The 22,290-nt window shown below is 34.8% G+C and carries 20 protein-coding genes; 15 read left to right on the forward strand and 5 right to left on the reverse strand.

Features of this window, described 5'->3' with window-relative positions; translation table 11 throughout:
• Positions 1 to 15 precede the first annotated feature (15 nt).
• The 6 genes from hppD (at position 16) to BLV84_RS01700 (ending at position 8,154) form a co-directional block, all read left to right on the forward strand.
• Positions 16 to 1,176: a 4-hydroxyphenylpyruvate dioxygenase gene (gene hppD / locus BLV84_RS01675; RefSeq protein ID WP_093238524.1), complete on the forward strand. Its 1,161-nt coding sequence runs from the start codon at positions 16 to 18 to the stop codon at positions 1,174 to 1,176.
• 89 nt (positions 1,177 to 1,265) lie between these two features.
• Positions 1,266 to 2,039, forward strand: a complete 774-nt coding sequence (locus tag BLV84_RS01680; protein ID WP_093238527.1) for a DUF3108 domain-containing protein — start codon at positions 1,266 to 1,268, stop codon at positions 2,037 to 2,039.
• A gap of 93 nt (positions 2,040 to 2,132) precedes the next feature.
• Entirely contained in the window at positions 2,133 to 3,389 is a 1,257-nt protein-coding gene (locus tag BLV84_RS01685) for a M23 family metallopeptidase (RefSeq protein ID WP_234953064.1), read from the forward strand.
• A gap of 102 nt (positions 3,390 to 3,491) precedes the next feature.
• On the forward strand, positions 3,492 to 6,164 hold the full coding sequence (locus tag BLV84_RS01690) for a TonB-dependent receptor (protein WP_093238530.1): 2,673 nt from the start codon (positions 3,492 to 3,494) through the stop codon (positions 6,162 to 6,164).
• 105 nt (positions 6,165 to 6,269) lie between these two features.
• Positions 6,270 to 7,412, forward strand: a complete 1,143-nt coding sequence (locus BLV84_RS01695; RefSeq protein WP_093238533.1) for an ATP-binding protein — start codon at positions 6,270 to 6,272, stop codon at positions 7,410 to 7,412.
• A gap of 1 nt (position 7,413) precedes the next feature.
• Positions 7,414 to 8,154: a metallophosphoesterase gene (locus tag BLV84_RS01700; protein WP_093238536.1), complete on the forward strand. Its 741-nt coding sequence runs from the start codon at positions 7,414 to 7,416 to the stop codon at positions 8,152 to 8,154.
• Here the strand turns inward: BLV84_RS01700 and dxs are convergent.
• Positions 8,151 to 9,923 carry a 1-deoxy-D-xylulose-5-phosphate synthase gene (gene dxs, locus BLV84_RS01705; RefSeq protein ID WP_093238539.1) on the reverse strand — a complete coding sequence of 591 codons (1,773 nt, stop codon included), beginning with the start codon at positions 9,921 to 9,923 and terminating at the stop codon, positions 8,151 to 8,153. The two genes, BLV84_RS01700 and dxs, sit on opposite strands and share 4 nt — an antisense overlap.
• Positions 9,924 to 9,960: 37 nt before the next feature.
• Between dxs and BLV84_RS01710 the strand changes: the two genes are divergently transcribed.
• Entirely contained in the window at positions 9,961 to 10,407 is a 447-nt protein-coding gene (locus BLV84_RS01710) for a nucleoside deaminase (protein ID WP_093238542.1), read from the forward strand.
• On the opposite strand, the gene BLV84_RS01715 is transcribed toward BLV84_RS01710, so the two are convergent.
• Positions 10,404 to 11,252: an alpha/beta hydrolase family protein gene (locus BLV84_RS01715; protein WP_093238545.1), complete on the reverse strand. Its 849-nt coding sequence runs from the start codon at positions 11,250 to 11,252 to the stop codon at positions 10,404 to 10,406. The genes BLV84_RS01710 and BLV84_RS01715 overlap by 4 nt on opposite strands.
• On the reverse strand, positions 11,249 to 12,019 hold the full coding sequence (locus BLV84_RS01720; protein ID WP_093238548.1) for an alpha/beta fold hydrolase: 771 nt from the start codon (positions 12,017 to 12,019) through the stop codon (positions 11,249 to 11,251). The genes BLV84_RS01715 and BLV84_RS01720 overlap by 4 nt, the downstream gene beginning before the upstream one ends.
• A gap of 281 nt (positions 12,020 to 12,300) precedes the next feature.
• Here BLV84_RS01720 and BLV84_RS01725 point away from each other — a divergent pair, with 281 nt between their 5' ends.
• Genes BLV84_RS01725 through BLV84_RS01735 form a run of 3 tightly spaced genes read left to right on the forward strand, consistent with a single transcriptional unit; the run spans position 12,301 to position 15,774 of the window.
• The gene (locus BLV84_RS01725) at positions 12,301 to 12,963 is read left to right on the forward strand and encodes a succinate dehydrogenase cytochrome b subunit (RefSeq protein ID WP_093238551.1); all 663 of its coding nucleotides are present in this window, start codon (positions 12,301 to 12,303) and stop codon (positions 12,961 to 12,963) included.
• A 12-nt stretch (positions 12,964 to 12,975) separates the two neighbouring features.
• Entirely contained in the window at positions 12,976 to 14,979 is a 2,004-nt protein-coding gene (locus BLV84_RS01730) for a fumarate reductase/succinate dehydrogenase flavoprotein subunit (protein ID WP_093238554.1), read from the forward strand.
• Between the two features lie 48 nt (positions 14,980 to 15,027).
• Entirely contained in the window at positions 15,028 to 15,774 is a 747-nt protein-coding gene (locus BLV84_RS01735) for a succinate dehydrogenase/fumarate reductase iron-sulfur subunit (protein WP_093238557.1), read from the forward strand.
• A 70-nt stretch (positions 15,775 to 15,844) separates the two neighbouring features.
• On the opposite strand, the gene BLV84_RS01740 is transcribed toward BLV84_RS01735, so the two are convergent.
• Positions 15,845 to 16,789: an NAD-dependent epimerase/dehydratase family protein gene (locus tag BLV84_RS01740; RefSeq protein WP_093238560.1), complete on the reverse strand. Its 945-nt coding sequence runs from the start codon at positions 16,787 to 16,789 to the stop codon at positions 15,845 to 15,847.
• A 102-nt stretch (positions 16,790 to 16,891) separates the two neighbouring features.
• Here BLV84_RS01740 and BLV84_RS01745 point away from each other — a divergent pair, with 102 nt between their 5' ends.
• Genes BLV84_RS01745 through BLV84_RS01755 form a run of 3 tightly spaced genes read left to right on the forward strand, consistent with a single transcriptional unit; the run spans position 16,892 to position 19,982 of the window.
• Complete coding sequence (locus BLV84_RS01745) at positions 16,892 to 17,398, forward strand: hypothetical protein (protein WP_093238563.1); 507 nt, start codon at positions 16,892 to 16,894, stop codon at positions 17,396 to 17,398.
• Entirely contained in the window at positions 17,388 to 17,876 is a 489-nt protein-coding gene (locus BLV84_RS01750) for a nuclear transport factor 2 family protein (protein ID WP_093238566.1), read from the forward strand. The genes BLV84_RS01745 and BLV84_RS01750 overlap by 11 nt, the downstream gene beginning before the upstream one ends.
• A 48-nt stretch (positions 17,877 to 17,924) precedes the next feature.
• Positions 17,925 to 19,982, forward strand: a complete 2,058-nt coding sequence (locus BLV84_RS01755) for a M13 family metallopeptidase (RefSeq protein WP_093238570.1) — start codon at positions 17,925 to 17,927, stop codon at positions 19,980 to 19,982.
• Positions 19,983 to 20,059: 77 nt separating this feature from the next.
• On the opposite strand, the gene BLV84_RS01760 is transcribed toward BLV84_RS01755, so the two are convergent.
• Entirely contained in the window at positions 20,060 to 20,293 is a 234-nt protein-coding gene (locus BLV84_RS01760; RefSeq protein WP_093238574.1) for a hypothetical protein, read from the reverse strand.
• Between the two features lie 69 nt (positions 20,294 to 20,362).
• Here BLV84_RS01760 and BLV84_RS01765 point away from each other — a divergent pair, with 69 nt between their 5' ends.
• Complete coding sequence (locus tag BLV84_RS01765; protein ID WP_093238577.1) at positions 20,363 to 21,505, forward strand: serine hydrolase domain-containing protein; 1,143 nt, start codon at positions 20,363 to 20,365, stop codon at positions 21,503 to 21,505.
• 2 nt (positions 21,506 to 21,507) lie between these two features.
• The gene (locus tag BLV84_RS01770) at positions 21,508 to 22,218 is read left to right on the forward strand and encodes a 3'-5' exonuclease (RefSeq protein ID WP_093238581.1); all 711 of its coding nucleotides are present in this window, start codon (positions 21,508 to 21,510) and stop codon (positions 22,216 to 22,218) included.
• Positions 22,219 to 22,290: the final 72 nt, after the last annotated feature.

Here is a 22,290-nt window from a genome sequence, read left to right on the forward strand (position 1 = left end):
AAATATTTAAAAATTATGGCAAAAAAAGTAGAGTCCGTCAATTACGGTTTAGAAAAAATTTTTGAGGGCGCGCAAGATTTTTTACCACTCTTAGGTACTGATTTCGTTGAGCTTTACGTCGGTAATGCAAAGCAAGCAGCACATTATTACAGATCAGCATTTGGATTTCAAACTTATGCTTACAAAGGTTTAGAAACAGGAAGTAAAGACAGCGTTTCTTATGTTGTGATGCAAGATAAAATCAGAATTATTCTGACATCACCTCTTAACTCAAAAAGTCCGATTAACGATCATATTGTTAAACATGGTGATGGCGTTAAAGTGATCGCGCTTTGGGTTGAGGACGCTAAACTTTCTTGGGAAGAAACCACAAAAAGAGGTGCTAAATCTTACATGGAACCAACTGTTGAAAAAGATGAACATGGTGAAATTGTTAAATCAGGAATTTACACTTATGGCGAAACTGTTCACATGTTTATTGAACGCAAAAACTATAAAGGTCAATTTTTACCAGGTTATGAAAAATGGGTTTCTGATTACAACCCAGAGCCTGTTGGTTTAAAATTCATTGACCACATGGTCGGAAATGTTGGCTGGAACGAAATGAATACTTGGGTCAAATGGTATGAAGATGTGATGGGCTTTGTCAACTTCTTATCTTTTGACGATAAACAAATTCACACAGAATACTCAGCTTTGATGAGTAAAGTGATGAGTAATGGAAACGGTAGAATTAAGTTTCCAATAAATGAACCAGCAGAAGGAAAGAAAAAATCTCAAATTGAAGAGTATCTTGATTTCTATGAAGGACCAGGCGTTCAGCATATTGCTGTTTCTACAGACGACATTATCAAAACAGTTTCTGATTTAAGAGCCAGAGGAATTGAGTTTTTATCAACTCCACCAGATGATTATTACAAAGCTATTCCTGGGAGGTTAGAAGAATTTGACCATGAATTAAGAGAAGATATCGAGAGATTAAAAAGTCTTGGAATTATGGTTGATGCTGATGAAGAAGGTTATCTTTTACAGATTTTCACAAAGCCAGTACAAGATAGACCAACACTCTTTTTAGAAATCATTCAACGTATGGGCGCACGCGGATTTGGAGCAGGTAACTTTAAAGCCTTATTCCAGTCTATTGAGCGAGAGCAAGGTTTAAGAGGGACACTTTAGAAATCTTAAATAATCTATAATTAAATCCTGCCAATTGACTTTGGTAGGATTTTTGAATATTTCAGGCTTGACCCATTAAAACTAAACAATTGAAAAAATCATATTTCCTCACCATAGTCTTTATTTTAAGTCTTACAGCCACTTATGCACAAAGTGCTTATCAAGCTGGAGAAGATTTAAAATTTAAAATAAAATATGGTTGGTTTAAAGCCAGCGAAGCCACACTTAAAGTTAAAAAAGCAGAAATCGACAATAAAGAAGTTTTATTTGTTGATGGTTTTGGTAAATCGACAGGCTTGTTAGATATATTTTTCAAAGTTCGTGATGAATATAAATCTTACATAGATCCTGAAACTGATTTACCTCAAATGTTTGTTCGTAAAATTAATGAAGGTGGACATATTAAGGATAAGAAACTTGTTTTTAATCACGATTCGAATTCAGTCAAAGTTTACGATCGCAAACACAATACCTCAAATCATTTTTCATTTAAGGAAGGCTCACAAGACATGATTTCAGTTTTGTATTACCTTAGGAATACAGTTGATAGAAAAAAGATTAAAGCTGGAGATGTGATTAAAGTTAATTTATTTTTTGATGAAGAAAACTTCCCTTTTCAAGTTAAATTTTTAGGTCGTGAAAAAATTTCAACAGATTTTGGTAAAGTACCTACTCTCAAATTTAGACCTTACGTCATGGCAGGTCGTGTTTTTGAAGAGAAAGAAAGTCTAACCATGTGGATTACAGATGATAAAAACAAAATCCCAGTAAAAATTGAAGCCAAATTAGCCGTTGGATCTTTAACTGCTAGACTGACTGAGTTCCGAGGACTTAAACACTCTTTTCGCATCATCCCAGATTAAGGAATAGACTCATCCAACTTAGCTCAATTTTAATTTAACAAAAATTGGGTTTTAAAAAAGCTAAAAAATCTATTTTTGCAGAAAAATAAGCTCTTGAAAACAGCAAAATACTTTTTTTTATTTGGCACTTTGCTACTTTTTGCCGCTGGATGTCAAAATGATAAAAAAACAGCATCCAAAAAAGTCAAGGAAGAGAAACCAACTAAGGTTATCGAAAAGAAACCCTTGATCGGTTATGGTTTAAATCTTGACGATTTCAGTATCGAACGCGACACCGTTCGTTCTGGGGAAACTTTCGGTTCTATTATGGATGAAAAAGGCGTTAGCCCTGCGAAAGTTTATCAAGTCACCCAACATATCTCTGATAGTATTATCAACTTTAGACGAATTAATAAAGGTAAACCTTATATCATTCTTAAAAATAAAGACACAACTGAGACAAGTCGTTATTTTATTTATGAAAAAGACCGTATCAATTATGCCGTCATCGATTTAGGCGACTCAATTAAAGGACGATTAGGTAAAAAGCCAGTCACTATTAAGCGTAAAACAACCTCTGGTGTCATCAAGACTTCTTTATCACAAGCGATAAGCGATGCTGAGTTAAATTATATTTTAGCAAGCCGTTTTTCTGAGATTTACCAATGGAGTGTTGACTTTTTTAGACTTCAAAAAGGAGATCAATTTAAACTTGTTTATAAAGAAAAATTCATTAACGACACTGTTTATGCGGGTCTTCAAGAAGTTGAAGCTGCTATTCTTAAACATAAAGGAAGGGAGTTTTATGCATTCAATTTTGAAATAGATTCTTTAACAGGTCGAAAAGATTATTTTGATGAAAAGGCTAAAACATTGAGAAGCTTCTTTTTAAAAGCGCCTTTAGAATACAGTAGAATTTCTTCACGTTACACCAGACGCCGCTTCCATCCTGTTCAAAAAAGATGGAAAGCCCATAAAGGCACAGATTATGCCGCGCCTACAGGAACTCCGATTTGGTCAACAGCCGATGGTGTTGTCACAATATCTGGCTATACAAGAGGAAATGGCAAATATGTTAAGGTCAGACACACAAACAAGTACACAACACAATATTTACACATGTCTCGTCGAGCTGTTAAAAAGGGAGACTACGTCAAGCAGGGAGACATTATCGGTTATGTAGGAAGCACAGGCTTAGCTACAGGACCACATGTTTGTTATCGTTTCTGGGTTGATGGAAGACAAGTTGATCCTTATAAACAAGACCTTCCAGATGCAGAACCTATGAAAGAAAAAATAAAACCTTCTTATTACGATTTTATCGAACCTTTGAAAACTAAGCTTGATAAAATCAAGTACATTCAGATTTAAACTCATAAAATTTAAGAAATTCGATTTCTTAACATTAAGTTAATATACACTAACTTAATGTGTGCGATTTTTGCAAAAAATTTATAAACAAAATTTTTCGCAATGAGAACATTATTTCTAGGTCTATTCCTTATGTTTGGTTTAGTCTTATCTGCACAAACCATTACTGGTACTGTTGTAGATTCAAAAATGAATGCACCACTACCTGGTGCTAACGTTATTGTTAAAGGAACCACAACTGGTACAACTACCGACTTTGATGGAAACTTTACAATAAACGTTAAAGAAAGTCAAGGAACTTTAGTTTTTTCTTACGTTGGCTTCGAAAAGAAACAAGTAAAATTTAACGTTACTGGCTCTAGTTTAGACTTAGGTTCAGTTTCATTGAACGAGGACGCTGAATCTTTAGACGAAATTGTGATTGTAGGTAAAGGTATTATTGATGTTGCTACAGGAAGACAAACACCAGTTGCGGTAAGTACTGTTACATCAAAAGATATTACTAAAGTTGCAGGTAATGCTGAATTTCCTCAGCTTTTAAGATCTGTTCCTTCTGTTTACTCTAACTCTCAAGGTGGTGGTTACGGTGACTCTGAAATTAGAGTTCGTGGTTTTGACCAAAGTAACACAGCTTTCTTGTTAAATGGTCAACCAATTAACGGAATGGAAGACGGTAACATGTACTGGTCAAACTGGCAAGGTGTTAAAGACATCGCTAGCGCAGTTCAGGTACAAAGAGGACTTGGAGCTTCTAAATTAGCAATTTCTTCAGTAGGTGGAACAATCAACATTGTTACACAAACTTATAACAGCATGCAAAGAAGCTACGTTCAGCAAGAAGTTGCGAACAATAACTATACTAAGTCAACTGCTTATCACTCAACGGGTGCTAACGAAAATGGCTGGTCTTCAACTTATATGTTATCTTACTGGCAAGGCGATGGTAACTTTTATGACGGAACTGAAGGTGAGGGAACAACTTACTTCTTTTCTGTAGGTTATAAACCTTCTGATGAACATGCCTTCAACTTCCTTTTAACTGGCGCTCCACAAATGCACGACCAAGCTTACCAAGGAAATATCGGATATGCTTTAGATTACGGAAGACGTTACAATGAAAACTGGGGTACTTTAAACGGTGAGTACTATAACGAAAGAACAAACTTCTACCACAAACCAGTAACAAACTTTAACTGGGATTGGAATATTTCTGATAAAAGTGATTTATCAACAGTTGTCTATGCTTCTTTCGGTAGAGGTGGTGGAACAGGTCCTTTAGGACGTTACAACGACAAATTTAACGCTAACAGACAAATTGATTTTGATGCAATTTATGCACATAACAGAGGTTTAGCTCCAACTAATATTGGTGGTCAAGATTATATTGTTGGAATGGATGATTACCCAAATGAGATGGGTTATATCACTAGAGCTTCTATGAACAACCACTTCTGGACAGGTATTGTTTCTAACTTTAACCATGAAGTTAATGACGAGTTAGAATTTAATGTAGGTTTTGACTACAGATATTACCATGGTGATCACTACAGACAAGTTGTGAACAAACTTGGTTTAGACGGATGGTATGAAGGTGGAAACGGCTCTATCCCTGGCGGTCAAGTTGTTTTTGACTCAAATGATATTTCTTTATTTGGTCCAACTTTCAACACAGTAAGAAGCGATCAACAGATTGATTACAGCAACTCTGAAGACATTTCTTACATCGGTGGTTTCGGTCAAGTTGAATACGCAACTGATAAATTCTCTGCCTTCTTACAAGGTTCTGTTTCAAACCAAAACCATACACGTTACGACTATTTCGCATATACTTTACCAGAAAATCAAGAATCTGAAAGTATTGAAAACTTAGGTTACAACCTTAAAGCTGGTTTAAATTATATCATTAATGATAATCATAATGTTTTCGTAAATGCAGGTTTCTACTCAAGACAACCTTTCCACGATAACATTTACAAAAGATATTCTAACGATATCAATCCATTAGCTGAAAATGAGGATATCACAGGTATCGAAGTTGGTTACGGTTTGTCTCTAGAAAAGTTTAGCATGAACCTTAATGCATACTGGACAAAATGGGCTAACAGAACTGATACAGGTACAATTAGAGCAGATCTAGTTGGTAATGATGGTATCGATGAAGAATATATCACAAACTTTACGCAAATTGAACAAACTCACTACGGTGCAGAATTAGATTTCGTTTACAAACCAATTGATGGACTAACAATTAAAGGTCTTGCAGCTATCGGCAACTGGGAATATTCAGACAACCCACTTCAAGATGTTTATGACTCAAATAGTCTAGAGATCATTCCTTCTTTATCAGGAACAGAATCTTATGTTGATGGTGAGAAAATTGGTAACGCACCACAAACAACTTTTAGCTTAGGCGCTAACTATAGAATTACAAGAAACTTAAGTGTTGATGCTGATTGGTACTACTACGCTGATCTTTTCGCGGACTTAGATCCTCTTGAATTTACTGACCCTAACGGTGATAACACAATTATTGAATTGCCATCTTACGATTTAGTGAGAATCGGAGCATCATATGAGTTAGAGTTAGAAGGTAAAAAATCTTTAGAATTCCGTGGAAGTATTGATAACTTGTTCAACGAAGTTTACTTAACTAGCTTAAGTTCAAACAAAGCAGTTGAAGCTGGTGATCGTACATTCAAAGGAATTAGCGAAACAAACAGAGGTTATTTCGGATTTGACAGACAATGGAGCTTAAGTGTTAAGTTCAATTTCTAAATCATAATTTATAGAATTATCCAATTGAAAGCGAGACTTTAAAAGGTCTCGCTTTTTTTATACCTTTTATTTTTATTCAGTTTAAAAGTGTAATTTTACAACACGATGCTTAATAAACGCCTTCTTGTTAAAAACCTTTTAGCACATAGTAGTGAGAATAGTTTCTATGATAAAAAACAACAACTCAATTTAAGCTCAAAAGAAGGTAAAGCTAAATTTCTGAAGCATGTTTGCGCCTTAGCCAACTCAAACCCGAATAACGCAAGTTTTATAGTTGTCGGCGTAACAGATCAAGACAATGAAGTGATTGGCACTGATTTTTTTGATGACAGTAAAATTCAAAACCTCATCAATGCCTATCTCAACAATCCGCCGCGTATTATTTACGAGAATGTTCAATTCCCACATTTGCCAAATCAAAAAGTCGTTGGCTTAGTCAGCATTTACCCAAAAGAAGAAAGCAGCATCTGTTCGCTACGTAAGAATATATGGAAATATAAAAGAAATCAAGCTTTTGCTCGACAAGGCAGCAATAGCAAACCTATACCAAAAGAATTCAACTCTGATAAACACAGCAATCACATCGCTGTAAAAACCATTGAAGACAACTCGCATAACACCATCAAATATACTCTTGACAACGTCTTTGAGTTTATGGAAAAGGCAAAAGACTTCAACCCTCAATATCATGTCTTTAAAGAATATTTTGTTGTTTGCTGGGCTGGACAAAAAGTAAATAGAGATAAGCAAGAATTTCTCTCACGTGTCAATATTGAACTTATCAATGAACAAGTCAAACTTTTTTACTCAACTTTTGATGAAGTCAAAATAAGTTATGATGACGAAAAATTCGAAATTGTAGAATACGTTCATTTAGGTTTGAAAACAAAATTCAATCATTATCCACTTGAAAAAGTCAGCATCAGCTTTAAGAATACAATGAGTTATGATATCCAAACAGAGATGCTTTTTGATCCGCCACAATACGATGCAAAAACATTAAGGCATTATATGAATCACAATGCTACACTTTTAAAAAAAATTGAAAAAAATTTAAAACTGACGAATTCAGAAATTCGTGATCTTGAACAATTGCCAAGCATTTACTTAATCGCCTATCTCAATGGTTTTGAAAATGCACTAGATAAACTTAATTTAGCCAAAAATTTGCTAAAAAATGATTTTGACTTGGCATATCAAGGCGTAAAAGATAAATTACGAATTCTAAGAAAAATCAAATACAACTAAAATGCCTAAAACTTATGTGATTGGTGACATCCATGGTGGGTTACTTGCACTAAAAGATCTTCTCCAAAAATTAGATTTAAGAGACGAAGATCAACTCATCTTTCTTGGCGATTATGTTGATGGCTGGAGCGATTCTGCTCACGTGGTTTCATATTTAATTCAAATCAAAGAAGAATTAAATTGCAGATTTATTAGAGGTAATCATGACGACTTGGTTTTACAATGGTTAACAACCGATTTTAACAATGAAAAGTGGTTGCAACATGGCGGCGAAAGCACAAAAAAAACCTATGAAAACTTAGACCAAACAATCATAGATTTACACATTAATTTTTTAGAAAATTTAGAAGATTATATCATCGACGAACAAAATCGATTATTTCTTCATGCAGGATTTTCAAACATGAGTGGACCCAAATATGAATATCACCCAGAAACAGTTTACTGGGATAGAACGCTTTGGGAAACCGCTTTATCATTAGACCCAAAAATTAAGAAAGAAGACAAAATCTATCCGAAAAGATTAAAACTCTTTAAAGAAATTTACATTGGTCACACACCTGTCACTCGTTTAGGAAAAACTGAACCAATCAATGCAGTAAACATTTGGAATGTTGATACAGGTGCAGCTTTTAAAGGCCCTTTAACAGCTTTAGAAATTAATACAAAAGCCTTTTATCAAAGTAAGCCTGTACACGAATATTACCCAGATGAAATTGGTAGAAACTTCAGTAAGAATTAAAGCATTTCTTCAATCTTTAAAGCGATTTTATCAGCCGATAAACCAACAAGATCATAAAGTTCTTCAGGACTTCCATGCTCAATAAATCTATCAGGAATGCCTAATGGATGAATTTCTCCAAGATAATTTTTCTGTTGCGCTTCCCTTAAAACAACACTGCCAAAACCACCTATAACAGAACCATCTTCAACAGTGATAATTTTATCATATGTGTTAAAAATTTGATGAAGTATTTTACGATCAAGCGGTTTTAAAAATCTAAAATCATAATGACTAGGCTGACATTGATCTTCAACCAATTTGATAGCATTTTGAACTTCATGAGCTACACTTCCTAAACTCAAAATAGCAATATCATGACCTTTTGAAATTTGCTTTGCTTTTCCAATTTCTAATTTCTCAAAATCAACTTGCCAATCTATATTAAAAGCTCTTCCACGTGGATAACGAATCGCAAAAGGATGCTCATCATATAGCGATGCTGTGTAAAGCATTTGTCTCAACTCAATGGCTGATGAAGGCGCAGCAATGACCATATTCGGAATACAATTGAGGTATGCTAAATCAAAACTACCGTGATGTGTTGCACCATCATTACCCACCAAACCAGCACGATCTATACAGAAAACAACTGGCAAGTTTTGCAATGCAACATCGTGGATCAATTGATCATAAGCACGTTGTAAAAATGTTGAATAAATTGTGCAAAAAACTTTCTGCCCTTGTGTTGCTAATCCTGCGGAAAAAGTAACAGCATGTTGCTCTGCAATACCAACATCAAAAGCGCGGTTTGGCATTTCTTGCATCATATATTTCAAAGAACTTCCTGTTGGCATTGCAGGAGTAATACCAACAATATTTTGATTCTCTCGTGCTAATTCTAATAATGTTAAACCAAAAACATCCTGAAATTTAGGAGGTAAATTTCTGTCATCTTTAGGCAAAAGTTCTCCAGTGTTTTTATCAAACTGCCCTGGTGCGTGGTAAGTGACCTGATCTTGCTCAGCACTTTTTAATCCTTTTCCTTTTTTAGTGATCACATGCAAAAACTTTGGCCCTTTGACTTGTTTGAGCTTTTCTAGAGTTTCAATGAGTTTAGGCAAATCATGACCATCAATCGGACCTTTATAATTGAAATTCAGAGCTTCAATCATATTATCTTGAGCTGGTTTTCGACCTATTTTAGCTTTGGTTAAATAATTTTTAAGTGCGCCAACACTTGGATCGATACCGATAGCATTATCATTTAAAATCACAAGTAAATTAGCATCCGTGACGCCTGCGTGATTTAATCCTTCAAAAGCCATCCCTGCAGCAATTGATGCATCACCAATCACAGCGATATGTTGTTTTTCTTTGTCGCCTTTTAATTGTGAGGCGATTGCCATTCCTAAAGCTGATGATATTGAAGTTGAACTATGACCTACGCCAAAAGTGTCGTATATGCTTTCATCGCGTTTTGGGAAACCACTGATGCCGTTGAGACGCCGATTGGTTTCAAAAACATCACGCCTACCCGTCAGTATTTTATGACCATAAGCTTGATGTCCCACGTCCCAAACTAATAAATCTTCAGGGGTATCAAAAACTTTATGCAACGCAATTGTCAGTTCTACAACACCTAAACTCGCCCCTAAATGTCCTTCTTTAGTCGAAACAACATCGATGATAAAAGCACGTAATTCAGATGTCAACTCTAATAATTCAGCTTGACTTAATTCTTTTAAATCTGCTGGCGAATCAATTTTTGAAAGCAATTCATAATCCATACCACAAAGTTACCAATTAGAAATTGTATTTTTGAATATGCTTCAACCATTTGACGATAATTATTTCATGAAAAAAGCTTTTCAACAAGCCGAAATGGCATACGAAAAAGCTGAAATTCCTGTAGGCGCGATCATCACGCATGGTAATCAAATTATAGCCCAGGCACATAATTTAACAGAACAACTCACCGATGTCACTGCCCATGCAGAAATGCAGGCTATCACAGCAGCAGCCAATTATATCGGCGGAAAATATTTGCACGATTGTACGCTTTATGTAACACTTGAACCTTGCCAAATGTGTGCTGGCGCTTTATACTGGAGTCAAATCTCCAAAATTGTTTTTGCAGCAGAAGATGCCAAACGCGGTTACCGATCAATGCAAGCTAAACTTCATCCTAAAACAAAGGTCGAGTTTGGCATTATGGAAGAAGAAGCCGCACAGCTCATAAAAGATTTTTTCTTAGAAAAGAGAAAGTTTTAATTTGAATTTTCTAAAATAAAATCAACACTGACCTTGATGAGTTCTTGTGTTTGTTTTGGTAAAACAGAAGCTTCAAAAGGATGTTTCATACTATAAACATGATTCGCATCTTTGATGAAGTGCATTTCAGAATTCGGAATTACTTCAGCCAATCTATTCGCTTCATTTAAGTTGACCGCTTCATCTGAAGTTCCGTGAACGATTAATGCTGTCTGTTGCAAATTTTTAGCTTGTTCCAAAATTGACAAACGTTTTTCATTGGCTTGAAAATCTTCAAAAAATTGAAAATAATGCGGCATCATTTGGCCTGTTCGTCCATTCTTGACATGGTAAACACCTTTTCCTTTCCACTCTTCGAAATCATCTCCTTTTGGAAATCTTTCTTTAAAATCCGCTACGGATGACCATGAAATGACTTTCTGAATTCTCTTATCTTCAGCAGCTTTAAGATAAACAATGCCTCCGCCTCTGCTGTGACCAATCAGATTAAGTTTTTTGTGATGAATATGCGGATTAGTAGCAAATTCACGCTCAACCCAATCAATCACTAAACCTAAATCATTCAGTTGTTTGGAATAATTATCTTGTCCAAAAGCTTCTAAATCTTCAAAAGTCGAAGGAGATTCAGGCGTACCACCGTAATGTGAAAAATTAAATTTTAGAAAAGCAATTCCTTTTTCAGCAAAAGCTTCAGCGATCAGATGCCAAGCACCCCAGTCTTTAAAACCTTTGTAGCCATGACAAAAGATAACGATCTCTTGATTTGTAAATCTTTTAGAATAAGTATAATCAATCAAGATAGGTTTTCCGTTTTGACCTTCTATTTGTGCATTTTTCTTTATCATAAAAATTCTTTTATCAGCTGAATCACTTTCTCGGGATGCTCGATCAAACTCATGTGTCCACCAGATAATACAGCTGTGTTTAAATCGTATTTTTCAATTACAGATTCCATATCTTGAAAGCTTGCTATCTGATCTTGATCTCCGAAAATAAGTAAACTTTGTGAACTAAACTGATTCAAAATATCAGATCTATTTCTTCTGTCGCGCATGGCCTCCGTTATTAAAATCAAAGCTTGAGTTTCACATTGTTGGGCGACTTCTGCAGCTTTATTAAATTCATATTTCTGATGTGTTTCTGGTAAAAACAAATTCTTGACAGCCATTGACTTAAAGGCTCGTGGATGTTTTTTCAATAATTCAATCGCTCGATTTCTGTCTTTTTTTCTTACATCTGAATCCGCTAAAGAAGTAGAGTTCAGCAAAATCAATTTTTGTAAAATATCAGGGTATTTTTCAGCAAAAGCTAAAGCGATATAACCGCCTAAAGAATGACCGATGATTGAGAGTTCATCGATTTTATGAAGTTTGACAAACTCAAAAATAAGTTCTGCTAACTTTTCTAAATTATTTGCTTCTTCAAAAACAGGAGAATCACCATGTCCTGGTAAATCGATTGTGTAAACTGTGTATTTCTCTTCATCGAAATGTGATAATACTGAATTCCACATCTTTGAACTTTCTAAAAAACCATGAACAAATAAAAGTACATGATTGCCATTTCCTCGTTTATCATAATATAGTGGTGATCGCAGGTTGATAGATTTCATAAGTGTTGACTCAAAATTTATATAGAACTAAAATCAAATTTATTCAAATAATTTCTTAAACATCATGAAATTTAAATCAGAATTTCTAGATTTAATTTTTGAATGACAAATCAAATATTTTTAGCCTTAAATGAATTAAATCTTTGAATTTTAAATTTATCTGAGAAAAAATCAAGTGTTTTTAACTTTAAAACTATTCTAAATTATATTTAAATATAAGGCCTCACTTGTATTTAATCAATATCAAGTGTACTTTTGGTGTAAATTTCAAACAAATTGTAATGAGTGGGATATCAAAAACATCAATAGCAAGGAAATTTGCTATGGCACTTTCAGGACTATTTTTAGTTCTATTTTTAGCACAACATTTCACAATTAATTTTACTTCTGTATTTAGCGAAGACACTTTCAACGAAATTTCTCATTTTATGGGAACAAATTTCTTAGTGCAAGCTGTTTTACAACCAGTTTTAATTTTTGGTGTTGTTTTTCATTTTATCATGGGATTTATTTTAGAGATCCAAAACAACAAAGCGCGTGTTGTCAAGTACAAAAAGTACAGTGGCGGTGCTAACTCAAGTTGGATGTCAAGAAATATGATTTTCTCTGGAGCAGTTATTTTATTGTTCTTAGGTCTTCATTTCTACGACTTTTGGTTCCCTGAAATCGTTCATAAATATATAGAAAGTCATCCTGAAGATGCAACACGTTACTACTCAGAAACTGTTGCTAAATTTGCAGGAGACCCGATTAGAACTGGTCTTTATGCCATCTCATTTATCTTTTTGATGTTGCACCTCCTTCATGGATTTGCATCATCATTTCAATCAATCGGATTCAACAATAAATATTCAAGAGCCTTAACGGTTTTCGCAAAAGCTTTTGCTGTTGTGATTCCTCTAGGATTCATCTTTATTGCTGTATTTCACTATATTAATAATTAACAGGAAAGGATTATGTCAGTTTTAGATTCAAAAGTACCTCAAGGTCCCATTGCAGACAAATGGACAAAATATAAAAACGAAATCGACCTCGTTAACCCTGCCAATAAGAGAAATATAGATGTTATTGTTGTTGGAACAGGACTAGCAGGTGGTAGTGCAGCTGCAACTTTAGCAGAATTAGGCTACAATGTCAAAACATTTTGCTTTCAAGATTCACCGCGTCGTGCGCATTCAATTGCGGCACAAGGCGGTATCAATGCTGCAAAAAACTATCAAGGTGATGGTGACTCAAACTATCGCTTATTTTACGATACAGTTAAAGGCGGTGACTACCGCTCAAGAGAAGAAAACGTATATCGATTAGCTGAAGTTTCAGGAAATATTATTGACCAATGTGTTGCTCAAGGTGTACCATTCGCTAGAGAATACGGAGGTTTACTAGATAACAGATCTTTTGGTGGTGTACTTGTTTCACGTACATTTTATGCTAAAGGTCAAACAGGTCAGCAACTTTTACTCGGTGCTTATTCAGCGATGAATAGACAAATAAACCGTGGTAAAATTCAAGCATTCAACCGTCACGAAATGATGGAACTTGTTGTTGTTGACGGAAAAGCAAGAGGAATTATCGCTAGAGATTTAGTCACTGGTGAAATTGAAAGACATTCAGCTCACGCTGTTGTGATTGCTTCAGGTGGTTACGGAAACGTTTTCTACTTATCGACAAATGCGATGGGAAGTAACGTGACTGCAGCTTGGAGAACACACAAAAAAGGTGCTTTCTTTGCTAACCCTTGTTATACACAAATTCACCCGACTTGTATTCCAGTTTCTGGTGACTTGCAAGCAAAATTAACCTTGATGTCAGAATCATTACGTAATGATGGACGTATCTGGGTGCCAAAGAAAAAAGAAGATTCAATTGCAATTCGTGAAGGCAAATTAAAGCCAACACAAATTGATGAAGAAAACAGAGATTACTATTTAGAAAGAAGATATCCTGCATTTGGTAACCTCGTGCCGCGTGATGTGGCGTCAAGAGCTGCTAAAGAAAGATGTGATGCTGGTTTTGGTGTCAACAAACAAGGTCAAGCAGTTTACCTTGATTTCAAAAGTGCCATCCACCGTTACGGAAAAGAAAAAGCTTTTACATCTGGACATAAAAACCCTTCTCAAGAAGAGATTATACGTTTAGGTAAGCAAGTTGTTGAGTCAAAATACGGTAACCTTTTTGACATGTATCAAAAAATTACTGATGAAAATCCATACGAAACACCAATGATGATTTATCCAGCGGTTCACTATACGATGGGCGGACTTTGGGTTGATTACGATTTAATGACAACAGTTCCTGGTTGTTACGCTATTGGAGAAGCAAACTTCTCTGATCACGGTGCAAACAGACTTGGTGCTTCAGCATTAATGCAAGGTCTTGCAGATGGTTATTTTGTATTACCTTATACAATTGGTAATTACTTAGCTGATGATATTAGAACAGGAGAAATTTCAACAGACTCAAAAGAGTTTGAAGAAGCTGAAAAATCTGTTAGAAATACAATTGACAAACTGATCAACGTGAATGGTGAAAAACCAGTTGATTACTTCCACAGAAAATTAGGATTGATTATGTGGAACAAAAGTGGAATGTCAAGAAATGCTAAAGGTTTAGAAGAAGCAATTCATGAAATTGCAGAACTGAGAGACGAGTTTTATAAAAATGTACGTGTGACAGGTAAAGCAGAATCAAAAAATGCTGAACTTGAAAAAGCAACACGTGTCGCAGATTTCTTAGAATTAGCTGAACTTTTTGCAAAAGACGCTTTACACAGAAATGAATCTTGTGGCGGTCACTTTAGAGAAGAATACCAAACTGAAGATGGCGAAGCGATGAGAGATGATGAGAACTTTAAATATGTCGCTGCATGGGAATTCAAAGGAAAACCAAGCGAAGCAGTCATGCATAAAGAAGACTTGAATTTTGAAAACATTGAATTGAAAACAAGAAGTTATAAATAAGAAACTTAAGAGTTTTTCTGAATTTATAACAACTAATTATCAAAGAGTATGAAACTTAAATTAAATATATGGCGTCAAGAAGATGCTAACGCAAAAGGAGGATTTGAGACTTACGACTTAGATGGCATTCATGGTGATATGTCCTTCTTAGAAATGCTTGACATCCTTAACAACGAACTTGTTGAAAAGAACGTTGAGCCAGTAGAATTTGACCACGATTGTCGTGAAGGTATTTGCGGGATGTGTTCATTACAAATTAATGGCGAGCCTCACGGTCCTGATAAAGGAATCACAACTTGCCAACTCCATATGAGACGCTTTAAAGATGGCGATACAATTACAATTGAGCCATTTAGAGCAAAAGCATTCCCTGTGATTAGAGACTTAGTCGTTGATCGTTCTTCTTTTGATAGAATTCAGCATGCAGGAGGATACATCTCTGTCAATACCTCTGGAAACACACAAGATGCAAATAGCATCCCTGTTGAAAAAGAAAACGCAGATTTGGCATTTAACGCAGCAACATGTATTGGATGTGGTGCTTGTGTTGCCGCTTGTAAAAATGCAAGTGCAATGTTATTCACCTCAGCTAAAGTTTCTCAATATGCTTTGTTACCACAAGGTGAAATTGAAGCGACAGAACGTGTTTTAAACATGGTTCACCAAATGGATAATGAAGGTTTTGGAAACTGTACAAATACAGGCGCATGTGAGTTAGAATGCCCTAAAGGCATTTCTTTAGAAAACATCGCACGTATGAATAGAGAATATTTAAGCGCAAGCTTTAAAGGATAAGCAATACTTTATCATAAAATAAAAAAGCTCCGTTATTGGAGCTTTTTTGTTTTATCATTTTACTAAAAATTTATTTTAAACTTTTAACGCCTTTAAGCATTGCACTCACCATAGCTTCAAGATCATATTCATGTTGCCAGTTCCAATCTTTTTGTGCTTCTGCGTCATCAATTTTTGACGGCCACGAATCAGCAATGGGTTGTCTAAAATCTGGTTCGTAATCTATTTCAAAATCAGGGATTTCTTTTCTAATCGCATCAGCCAGTACTTTTGGTGTAAAACTAATGCCGCCCAAATTGTAAGATGATCTTACTTTAACATCATCAGCGTCAGCCTCCATCAATTGAATTGTTGCCTTAATCGCATCATCCATATACATCATTGGCAAAGCTGTTTCTTCACTTAAAAATGATGTGTACTTCTCTCCTTTTGCTGCTGAATGAAAGATCTCAATTGCATAATCGGTTGTGCCGCCACCTGGAGGCGTTTTATAACTAATTAAACCTGGGTATCGAATACTTCTCACATCAACGCCGTAACGCTTAAAATAATATTCGCACCAACGCTCACCTGCTTGTTTACTAATACCATAAACGGTTGATGGTTCCATCACAGTTTGCTGTGGCGTATCCATTTTCGGAGTTGTAGGTCCAAAAACGGCAATACTTGATGGCCAAAACACTTTACTGATTTTATTCTCTTTAGCAAGATTCAACACATTGAATAAAGTGTCCATATTCAGCTGCCAAGCTTTCATCGGAAACTTTTCAGCAGTTCCACTTAACATCGCTGCCATGAGATAAACGGTGTCAATATCATAATGTAAAATAGTATCTTGCAAAGCATGGAAATCTGTTGCATCCAGAACCTCAAAAGGACCTGCATTCATAATGTCTTCCGAACCTTCCCGAATGTCACTTGCGATGATGTTATCCTTACCGTGTTTCTCTCTTAGTTTTGCAGAAAGCTCAGAACCTATCTGGCCACAAGCTCCGATGATGAGTGTTTTTGCCATAAATTTAATTTTTGACAAATATAAACATTGATGCAAGCATTCTTGCTAAAAATAGTATAATTGTAAAGTCCCCTTTTTGCAAAATCAAAATGGATTATTCTTATGAAAAAAGTATGTGGAATTTTATTTTGTCTAGCTTTTCTATCATGTCAAAATGATAAAAATTCTAAAAATGATACCCAAGAAAAAATTGATTTCTACGAAAATAAAGTTCAAGTTGACACCATTTTTATTCAACAATTAAGCAAACCAGCTAGCGAAGTTGCTATGGATTGGAATGCCTATGTTGCCTTACAATCTGAAATAAATAGAATGAAAAATTTTAGTATTTCTGAAGTTTTAAATAACACAGATAACATTATTCGTATTTCTGATTCATTACAAAAAAGTATTCCTGATCCTCTTCAGAAAAGAACAGTAAATTCTCGTTTGAAATTGATTGAAACACAAGCAAAAAGATTGAAGCAACTCTTGCATTTTAGAAGTCAAGACTCTTCAAAAATCAACGAATCAATTTATAAATTGGTCCAAGGTTACAGCAGTTTAAATATTCAGATCAACGAGATTTATATAGAAACCCCAAATTTTGAATTTCAAAATGAAAATTAAGTTCCTCATATTTATCTTCTGCTTTCAAATTTCACTTTTTGCTCAAGACAAAACTGAAATCAACAAAACTTTAGATCAATGGCACAACGCAGCAGCAAATGCCGATGAAGATATCTTCTTTGGTTTAATGATAAATGAAGCCATTTTTATTGGAACAGATGCAAATGAAAACTGGCAACTCAAAGAATTTAAAAAATACGCACTTCCACATTTTAAAAGAGGAAAAGCTTGGACTTTTATACCTCAACAAAGAAATATTTATTTTAATAAAAATGGAAATACAGCTTGGTTTGATGAAGTTTTAAATTCTGAACACATGGGTTTATGCAGAGGAAGCGGAACACTTGTTAAAGAAAATAACCAATGGAAAATAGCGCATTACGTTTTATCCATTCTCGTCCCTAATGAAAACGTCAAAGATGTTTTAAAGCTTAAACAAAGCCATGATAAAGACTTCACTGAAAAGGAAAACAAATAAGTGTAACTTTACAGAAATAATTAGACATATTATTAAAACAATAACAAAATGAAAATCAAACAATTAACTTTGTCTTTGGCGTCGCTTGCAGTTCTTGCAAGTTGTCAAGATGGCGAACAAAAAAATGAAATTGCAGAATCTGCTCCAGGGATTGATGTCAAGTACATGGATCAGGATGTGCGACCACAAGATGATTTTTACACTTATGTAAACGGTCAATGGAACGCAACAGCTGAAATTCCAGACGACAGAACGAGCTGGGGAGGCTTCCAGATTTTACGTCAAAAGACAGATAATGATGTTTTAGAAATCCTAAAAAAAGCTGAAGCTTCTGGTCAATATGAAGCTGGAACTGATCAAGCAAAAGCACTCAATGTGTTCAACTCAATTATGGATACTGAACGCCGTAATGAAGAGGGTTTAAAGCCAATTGAAGCAAGCATAAATAAAATTGACGCGATTAAAAACGCTAAAGATTTACAAGAATTATTAGCTAAAAATAGTTCTGAAATTTCATCTCCATTCTTTAGTTTATCAGCTTATTCAGACCCGAATGATAGTAACATTAATATTGCTTACATCGGGACTGGAAGTTTAGGTTTACCTGAGCGTGATTATTATTTAAAAGATGATGAAGATTCCAAAAAAATCAGAAAGCAATATGTTGATTTCGTGACTGAAATGCTTCAATACTTAGGCGATTCTGAGGAAGATGCGCGTGATCAAGCTAATCGTATTTTAGCTTTAGAAACTGAATTAGCTAAAGATCGTTTAACGAAAGTTGAACGTCGTGATTTTAGAAATTATAACAACAGATTTCATGTTGACAACCTTGACAAAGCAGCAAGCAGCGTTGACTGGAAAAAATACATGAAAGATTTAGGCGTCGAGAAATTACCTGATACTGTTTTAGTCATGGAAACTAAGTACATGACAACGCTTGATAAAATGCTTAAAAGAGGAAACGTAGACGATTGGAAAGTTTTATTACGTTGGTCAACTTTAAATGATGCTTCAGGTTATTTATCAGAAGATATCGAAAAAACAAGTTGGAATTTTTACAGCAAAACTCTAAGCGGTGCTCAAGCGCAACGTCCACTTGACGAAAGAGCGCTTTCTGTTGTGAACAATACAATTGGTGAAGCTGTTGGACAGCTTTATGTTGATGCGAAATTTCCACCGGAAGCTAAGCAAAAAGCTGAGGCGATGATACAAAATGTCATCTTGGCTTTTGAAAAAAGAATTGATGATCTTGAGTGGATGTCAGAAGACTCAAAAGCTGAAGCAATTAAGAAACTAGAGAAATTTACTGTTAAAATTGGTTACCCAGACGAGTTTAAAGATTATTCTGATTTAAAAGTTAATAAAGACAAATCTTACTACGAAAACATGATTGCTGTTGGTGAGTGGAATTACCAAGACAATCTTTCTAAAATTGGTGAACCTGTTGATAAAACAGAATGGGGAATGGCTCCGCAAATTGTGAATGCATACTTTAACCCAATGTTTAACGAAATCGTATTCCCTGCAGCAATTTTACAACCACCTTTTTATGATTATAAAGCTGATGCCGCAGTTAATTATGGTGGAATTGGCGCTGTGATTGGTCATGAAATTTCACATGCTTTTGATGATAGTGGTGCGCGTTTTGACGCCGAAGGAAACTTAAAAAACTGGTGGTCAGAAGAAGATTTAAAACAATTTACGGAAAGAGGAAAAGCACTTGCTGATCTTTATAGTTCTATTGAAGTTCTGGATGATGTTTATGTTGATGGAGATTTCACATTAGGCGAAAACATCGGTGATTTAGGTGGTGTTTTAGGCGCTTATGATGGTTTACAAATGCACTTAAAAGAAAACGGAAATCCTGGAAAAATTGAAGGTTTAACTCCTGAACAAAGATTCTTCATGTCTTGGGCAACTGTTTGGAGAACTAAAACAAGAGATGAAGCTTTAAAAACACAAGTTAAAACTGATCCGCATTCACCTGGAAAATACAGAGCTTATGTTCCTTTACAGAATGTTGATGCTTTCTATGAAGCGTTTGATATTAAAGAAACTGACAGCCTTTACATCGCTCCAGAAGAGCGCGTGAGAATCTGGTAAGTTAATGTGACAGATTAAAATAATTTATAAGCTGCTTGAATAAACTCAAGCAGCTTTTTTTATGCCATAAAAACAGCTTACTCTTCCTCTTCAAGTTGCTTCAGCTTTTTGACTTCATTCTTTTTCAGATATTGCAAAATCATCATTGCAGAGACAATGAGTAAAAGCGATATTAATAATGATGATTCAAAAGCTCTATTCATAAACACATAAATTGTGTAAATTAGAAAACCGATCCATACCAAACCTGTGAAGTAAAACAAAGATTTTAATGTTTTAATGCGACTTTTTATTGTTTCTTTCTTATCCATTTGAGTTGCTTATAAATCAAAGTTAAAAAATTCAATTATCTTAGAGACAAATAATTAATATTCTCCTTCATGAAAGTCATTCGTCAAGTCCTGAAATGGGTTATTGGTCTACTACTTTTAATCTTTGTCCTTCTCTACATATTCGATGCAACCTATATTTTAAAGGGTATTCGTGTCGTTTATTTCACTGGCCATAAAACTGCTTTTATTGATGATTATCCTTATTTCGATAACCGGACGATTGAAAACAAAACCGTTCAGCCTTGGAAAGAAAAAGAATCAAACATCAAACCGACAAGCCGTTTACAAGACACTAATGAAGAATATGGGACTATCGCTTACATGATTATTAAAAACGGTGAAATTGTTTACGAAAATTATGCTGATAATTATTCAAAAGATTCTAAAACAAACTCCTTTTCAATGGCAAAAAGTTTGACGAGTGTTTTACTTTTTAAAGCCATTCAAGATGGGTTTATTAAAAGCTTAGATCAACCCATCACTGATTTCTATCCAGATTTTAAAGGTGAGTTTGCCGATCAAACCACAGTTGGCGATTTAGCCTCGATGGCATCTGGTTTAAATTGGGAAGAACATTATTACAGTCCATTCTCAATGACAGCGAAAGCTTATTATGATGATAATATTTCTGAGCTTATTGAAAGTTTAGCTATTGATGAAAAACCTGGTGAAAGTTTTAAGTACCTCAGCGGAAACACGCAACTTCTCGGGATGACTATCACAAAAGCAGTTGGTAAAAGCCTTTCAGAATACCTCAGCAAAAGTATTTGGAAACCTTTAGGCATGAGAGATACAGCTTATTGGCAGCTTGATGGAATTGATAATGGCATGGAGAAAACATATTGTTGCATCGCTTCAAACGCACGAGATTTCGCGAAAATCGGACAACTTTTTTCACAAAACGGACAATGGAACGGAGAGCAAATTATCAAACCTAAATTTGTTGAAAAAGCGACAAAAGCACGCTTCAAAGACAGTCCTTACGGCTATGGCTTTTGGATCAGCGATTATAAAGACAAACACATTTTTAGTATGCGTGGTATTTTAGGTCAATACGTCATCAGCATTCCTGAAGATGATTTAGTGATTGTAAGACTAGGACATAAAAGAGACCAAGAAAAAGTGAATGAATTTCCTAAAGATTTTTATATCTATATCGATGAAGCCTACCAAATGCTGAAAAACCAATAATTATGTTAGATAAACTTCACCTTGACAATATTCTTTTTTTAGACATTGAAACAGTTCCTGAATATGAAGATTTTCAAGAACTTGACCCTACAATGCAAGAACTTTTTGACACAAAAACAGCTTATAAAAGAAAAGAAGAAACCGCTGAAAACTTTTATGAAAATGCCGGTATCTGGGCTGAGTTTGGGAAAATCGTTTGTATTTCAGTTGGCTTTCTCGTAACCAAAGAAAGTGAAAGACAGTTTAGAATGAAAAGTTTTTCAGGTGAAGAAAAAGAACTTCTGTTAGAATTTAAATCACTTTTAAATACACATTTTAATCAAAATCAACATTTGCTTTGCGCACATAATGGAAAGGAATTTGATTTTCCCTACATCGCAAGACGTATGCTGATTAATGGAATCAAACTTCCTAAAAAGCTCAATTTATTTGGAAAGAAACCTTGGGAAATCCCTTATCTAGATACTTTAGAACTCTGGAAATTTGGCGATTATAAACATTACACTTCTCTCAAATTATTAACAGCTATTTTAAAAGTCCCTTCGCCAAAAGATGATATCGATGGTAGCCAAGTGAAAGATGTTTATTACAAAGAAAAAGACGTCAACAGAATTGTCACTTATTGCGAAAAAGATGTTCTGGCCATTGTCCAAATCATCTTAAGACTGAGGCAAGAAAAGCTTTTAGAAACTCATGAAATCATGAGTGTTTAGGAGATAATGCAAATTAAAAAAGCCATCAAGTTTCTAAAATTTGATGGCTTTAAGATTTATAAATCAAAGAAA

The sequence above is a fragment of the Psychroflexus halocasei genome (assembly GCF_900107595.1).
In the GTDB taxonomy this organism is placed as follows: Bacteria; Bacteroidota; Bacteroidia; order Flavobacteriales; family Flavobacteriaceae; genus Psychroflexus; species Psychroflexus halocasei.

What these genes read in the sequence shown, in the direction of transcription:
- hppD (WP_093238524.1), top strand. Translation starts at nt 16, where the DNA reads ATGGCAAAAAAAGTAGAGTCCGTCAATTACGGTTTAGAAAAAATTTTT.
- BLV84_RS01690 (WP_093238530.1), top strand. Translation starts at nt 3,492, where the DNA reads ATGAGAACATTATTTCTAGGTCTATTCCTTATGTTTGGTTTAGTCTTA.
- BLV84_RS01695 (WP_093238533.1), top strand. Translation starts at nt 6,270, where the DNA reads ATGCTTAATAAACGCCTTCTTGTTAAAAACCTTTTAGCACATAGTAGT.
- BLV84_RS01700 (WP_093238536.1), top strand. Translation starts at nt 7,414, where the DNA reads ATGCCTAAAACTTATGTGATTGGTGACATCCATGGTGGGTTACTTGCA.
- dxs (WP_093238539.1), bottom strand. Translation starts at nt 9,923, where the DNA reads ATGGATTATGAATTGCTTTCAAAAATTGATTCGCCAGCAGATTTAAAA.
- BLV84_RS01710 (WP_093238542.1), top strand. Translation starts at nt 9,961, where the DNA reads ATGCTTCAACCATTTGACGATAATTATTTCATGAAAAAAGCTTTTCAA.
- BLV84_RS01715 (WP_093238545.1), bottom strand. Translation starts at nt 11,252, where the DNA reads ATGATAAAGAAAAATGCACAAATAGAAGGTCAAAACGGAAAACCTATC.
- BLV84_RS01720 (WP_093238548.1), bottom strand. Translation starts at nt 12,019, where the DNA reads ATGAAATCTATCAACCTGCGATCACCACTATATTATGATAAACGAGGA.
- BLV84_RS01725 (WP_093238551.1), top strand. Translation starts at nt 12,301, where the DNA reads ATGAGTGGGATATCAAAAACATCAATAGCAAGGAAATTTGCTATGGCA.
- BLV84_RS01730 (WP_093238554.1), top strand. Translation starts at nt 12,976, where the DNA reads ATGTCAGTTTTAGATTCAAAAGTACCTCAAGGTCCCATTGCAGACAAA.
- BLV84_RS01735 (WP_093238557.1), top strand. Translation starts at nt 15,028, where the DNA reads ATGAAACTTAAATTAAATATATGGCGTCAAGAAGATGCTAACGCAAAA.
- BLV84_RS01740 (WP_093238560.1), bottom strand. Translation starts at nt 16,789, where the DNA reads ATGGCAAAAACACTCATCATCGGAGCTTGTGGCCAGATAGGTTCTGAG.
- BLV84_RS01745 (WP_093238563.1), top strand. Translation starts at nt 16,892, where the DNA reads ATGAAAAAAGTATGTGGAATTTTATTTTGTCTAGCTTTTCTATCATGT.
- BLV84_RS01750 (WP_093238566.1), top strand. Translation starts at nt 17,388, where the DNA reads ATGAAAATTAAGTTCCTCATATTTATCTTCTGCTTTCAAATTTCACTT.
- BLV84_RS01755 (WP_093238570.1), top strand. Translation starts at nt 17,925, where the DNA reads ATGAAAATCAAACAATTAACTTTGTCTTTGGCGTCGCTTGCAGTTCTT.
- BLV84_RS01760 (WP_093238574.1), bottom strand. Translation starts at nt 20,293, where the DNA reads ATGGATAAGAAAGAAACAATAAAAAGTCGCATTAAAACATTAAAATCT.
- BLV84_RS01765 (WP_093238577.1), top strand. Translation starts at nt 20,363, where the DNA reads ATGAAAGTCATTCGTCAAGTCCTGAAATGGGTTATTGGTCTACTACTT.
- BLV84_RS01770 (WP_093238581.1), top strand. Translation starts at nt 21,508, where the DNA reads ATGTTAGATAAACTTCACCTTGACAATATTCTTTTTTTAGACATTGAA.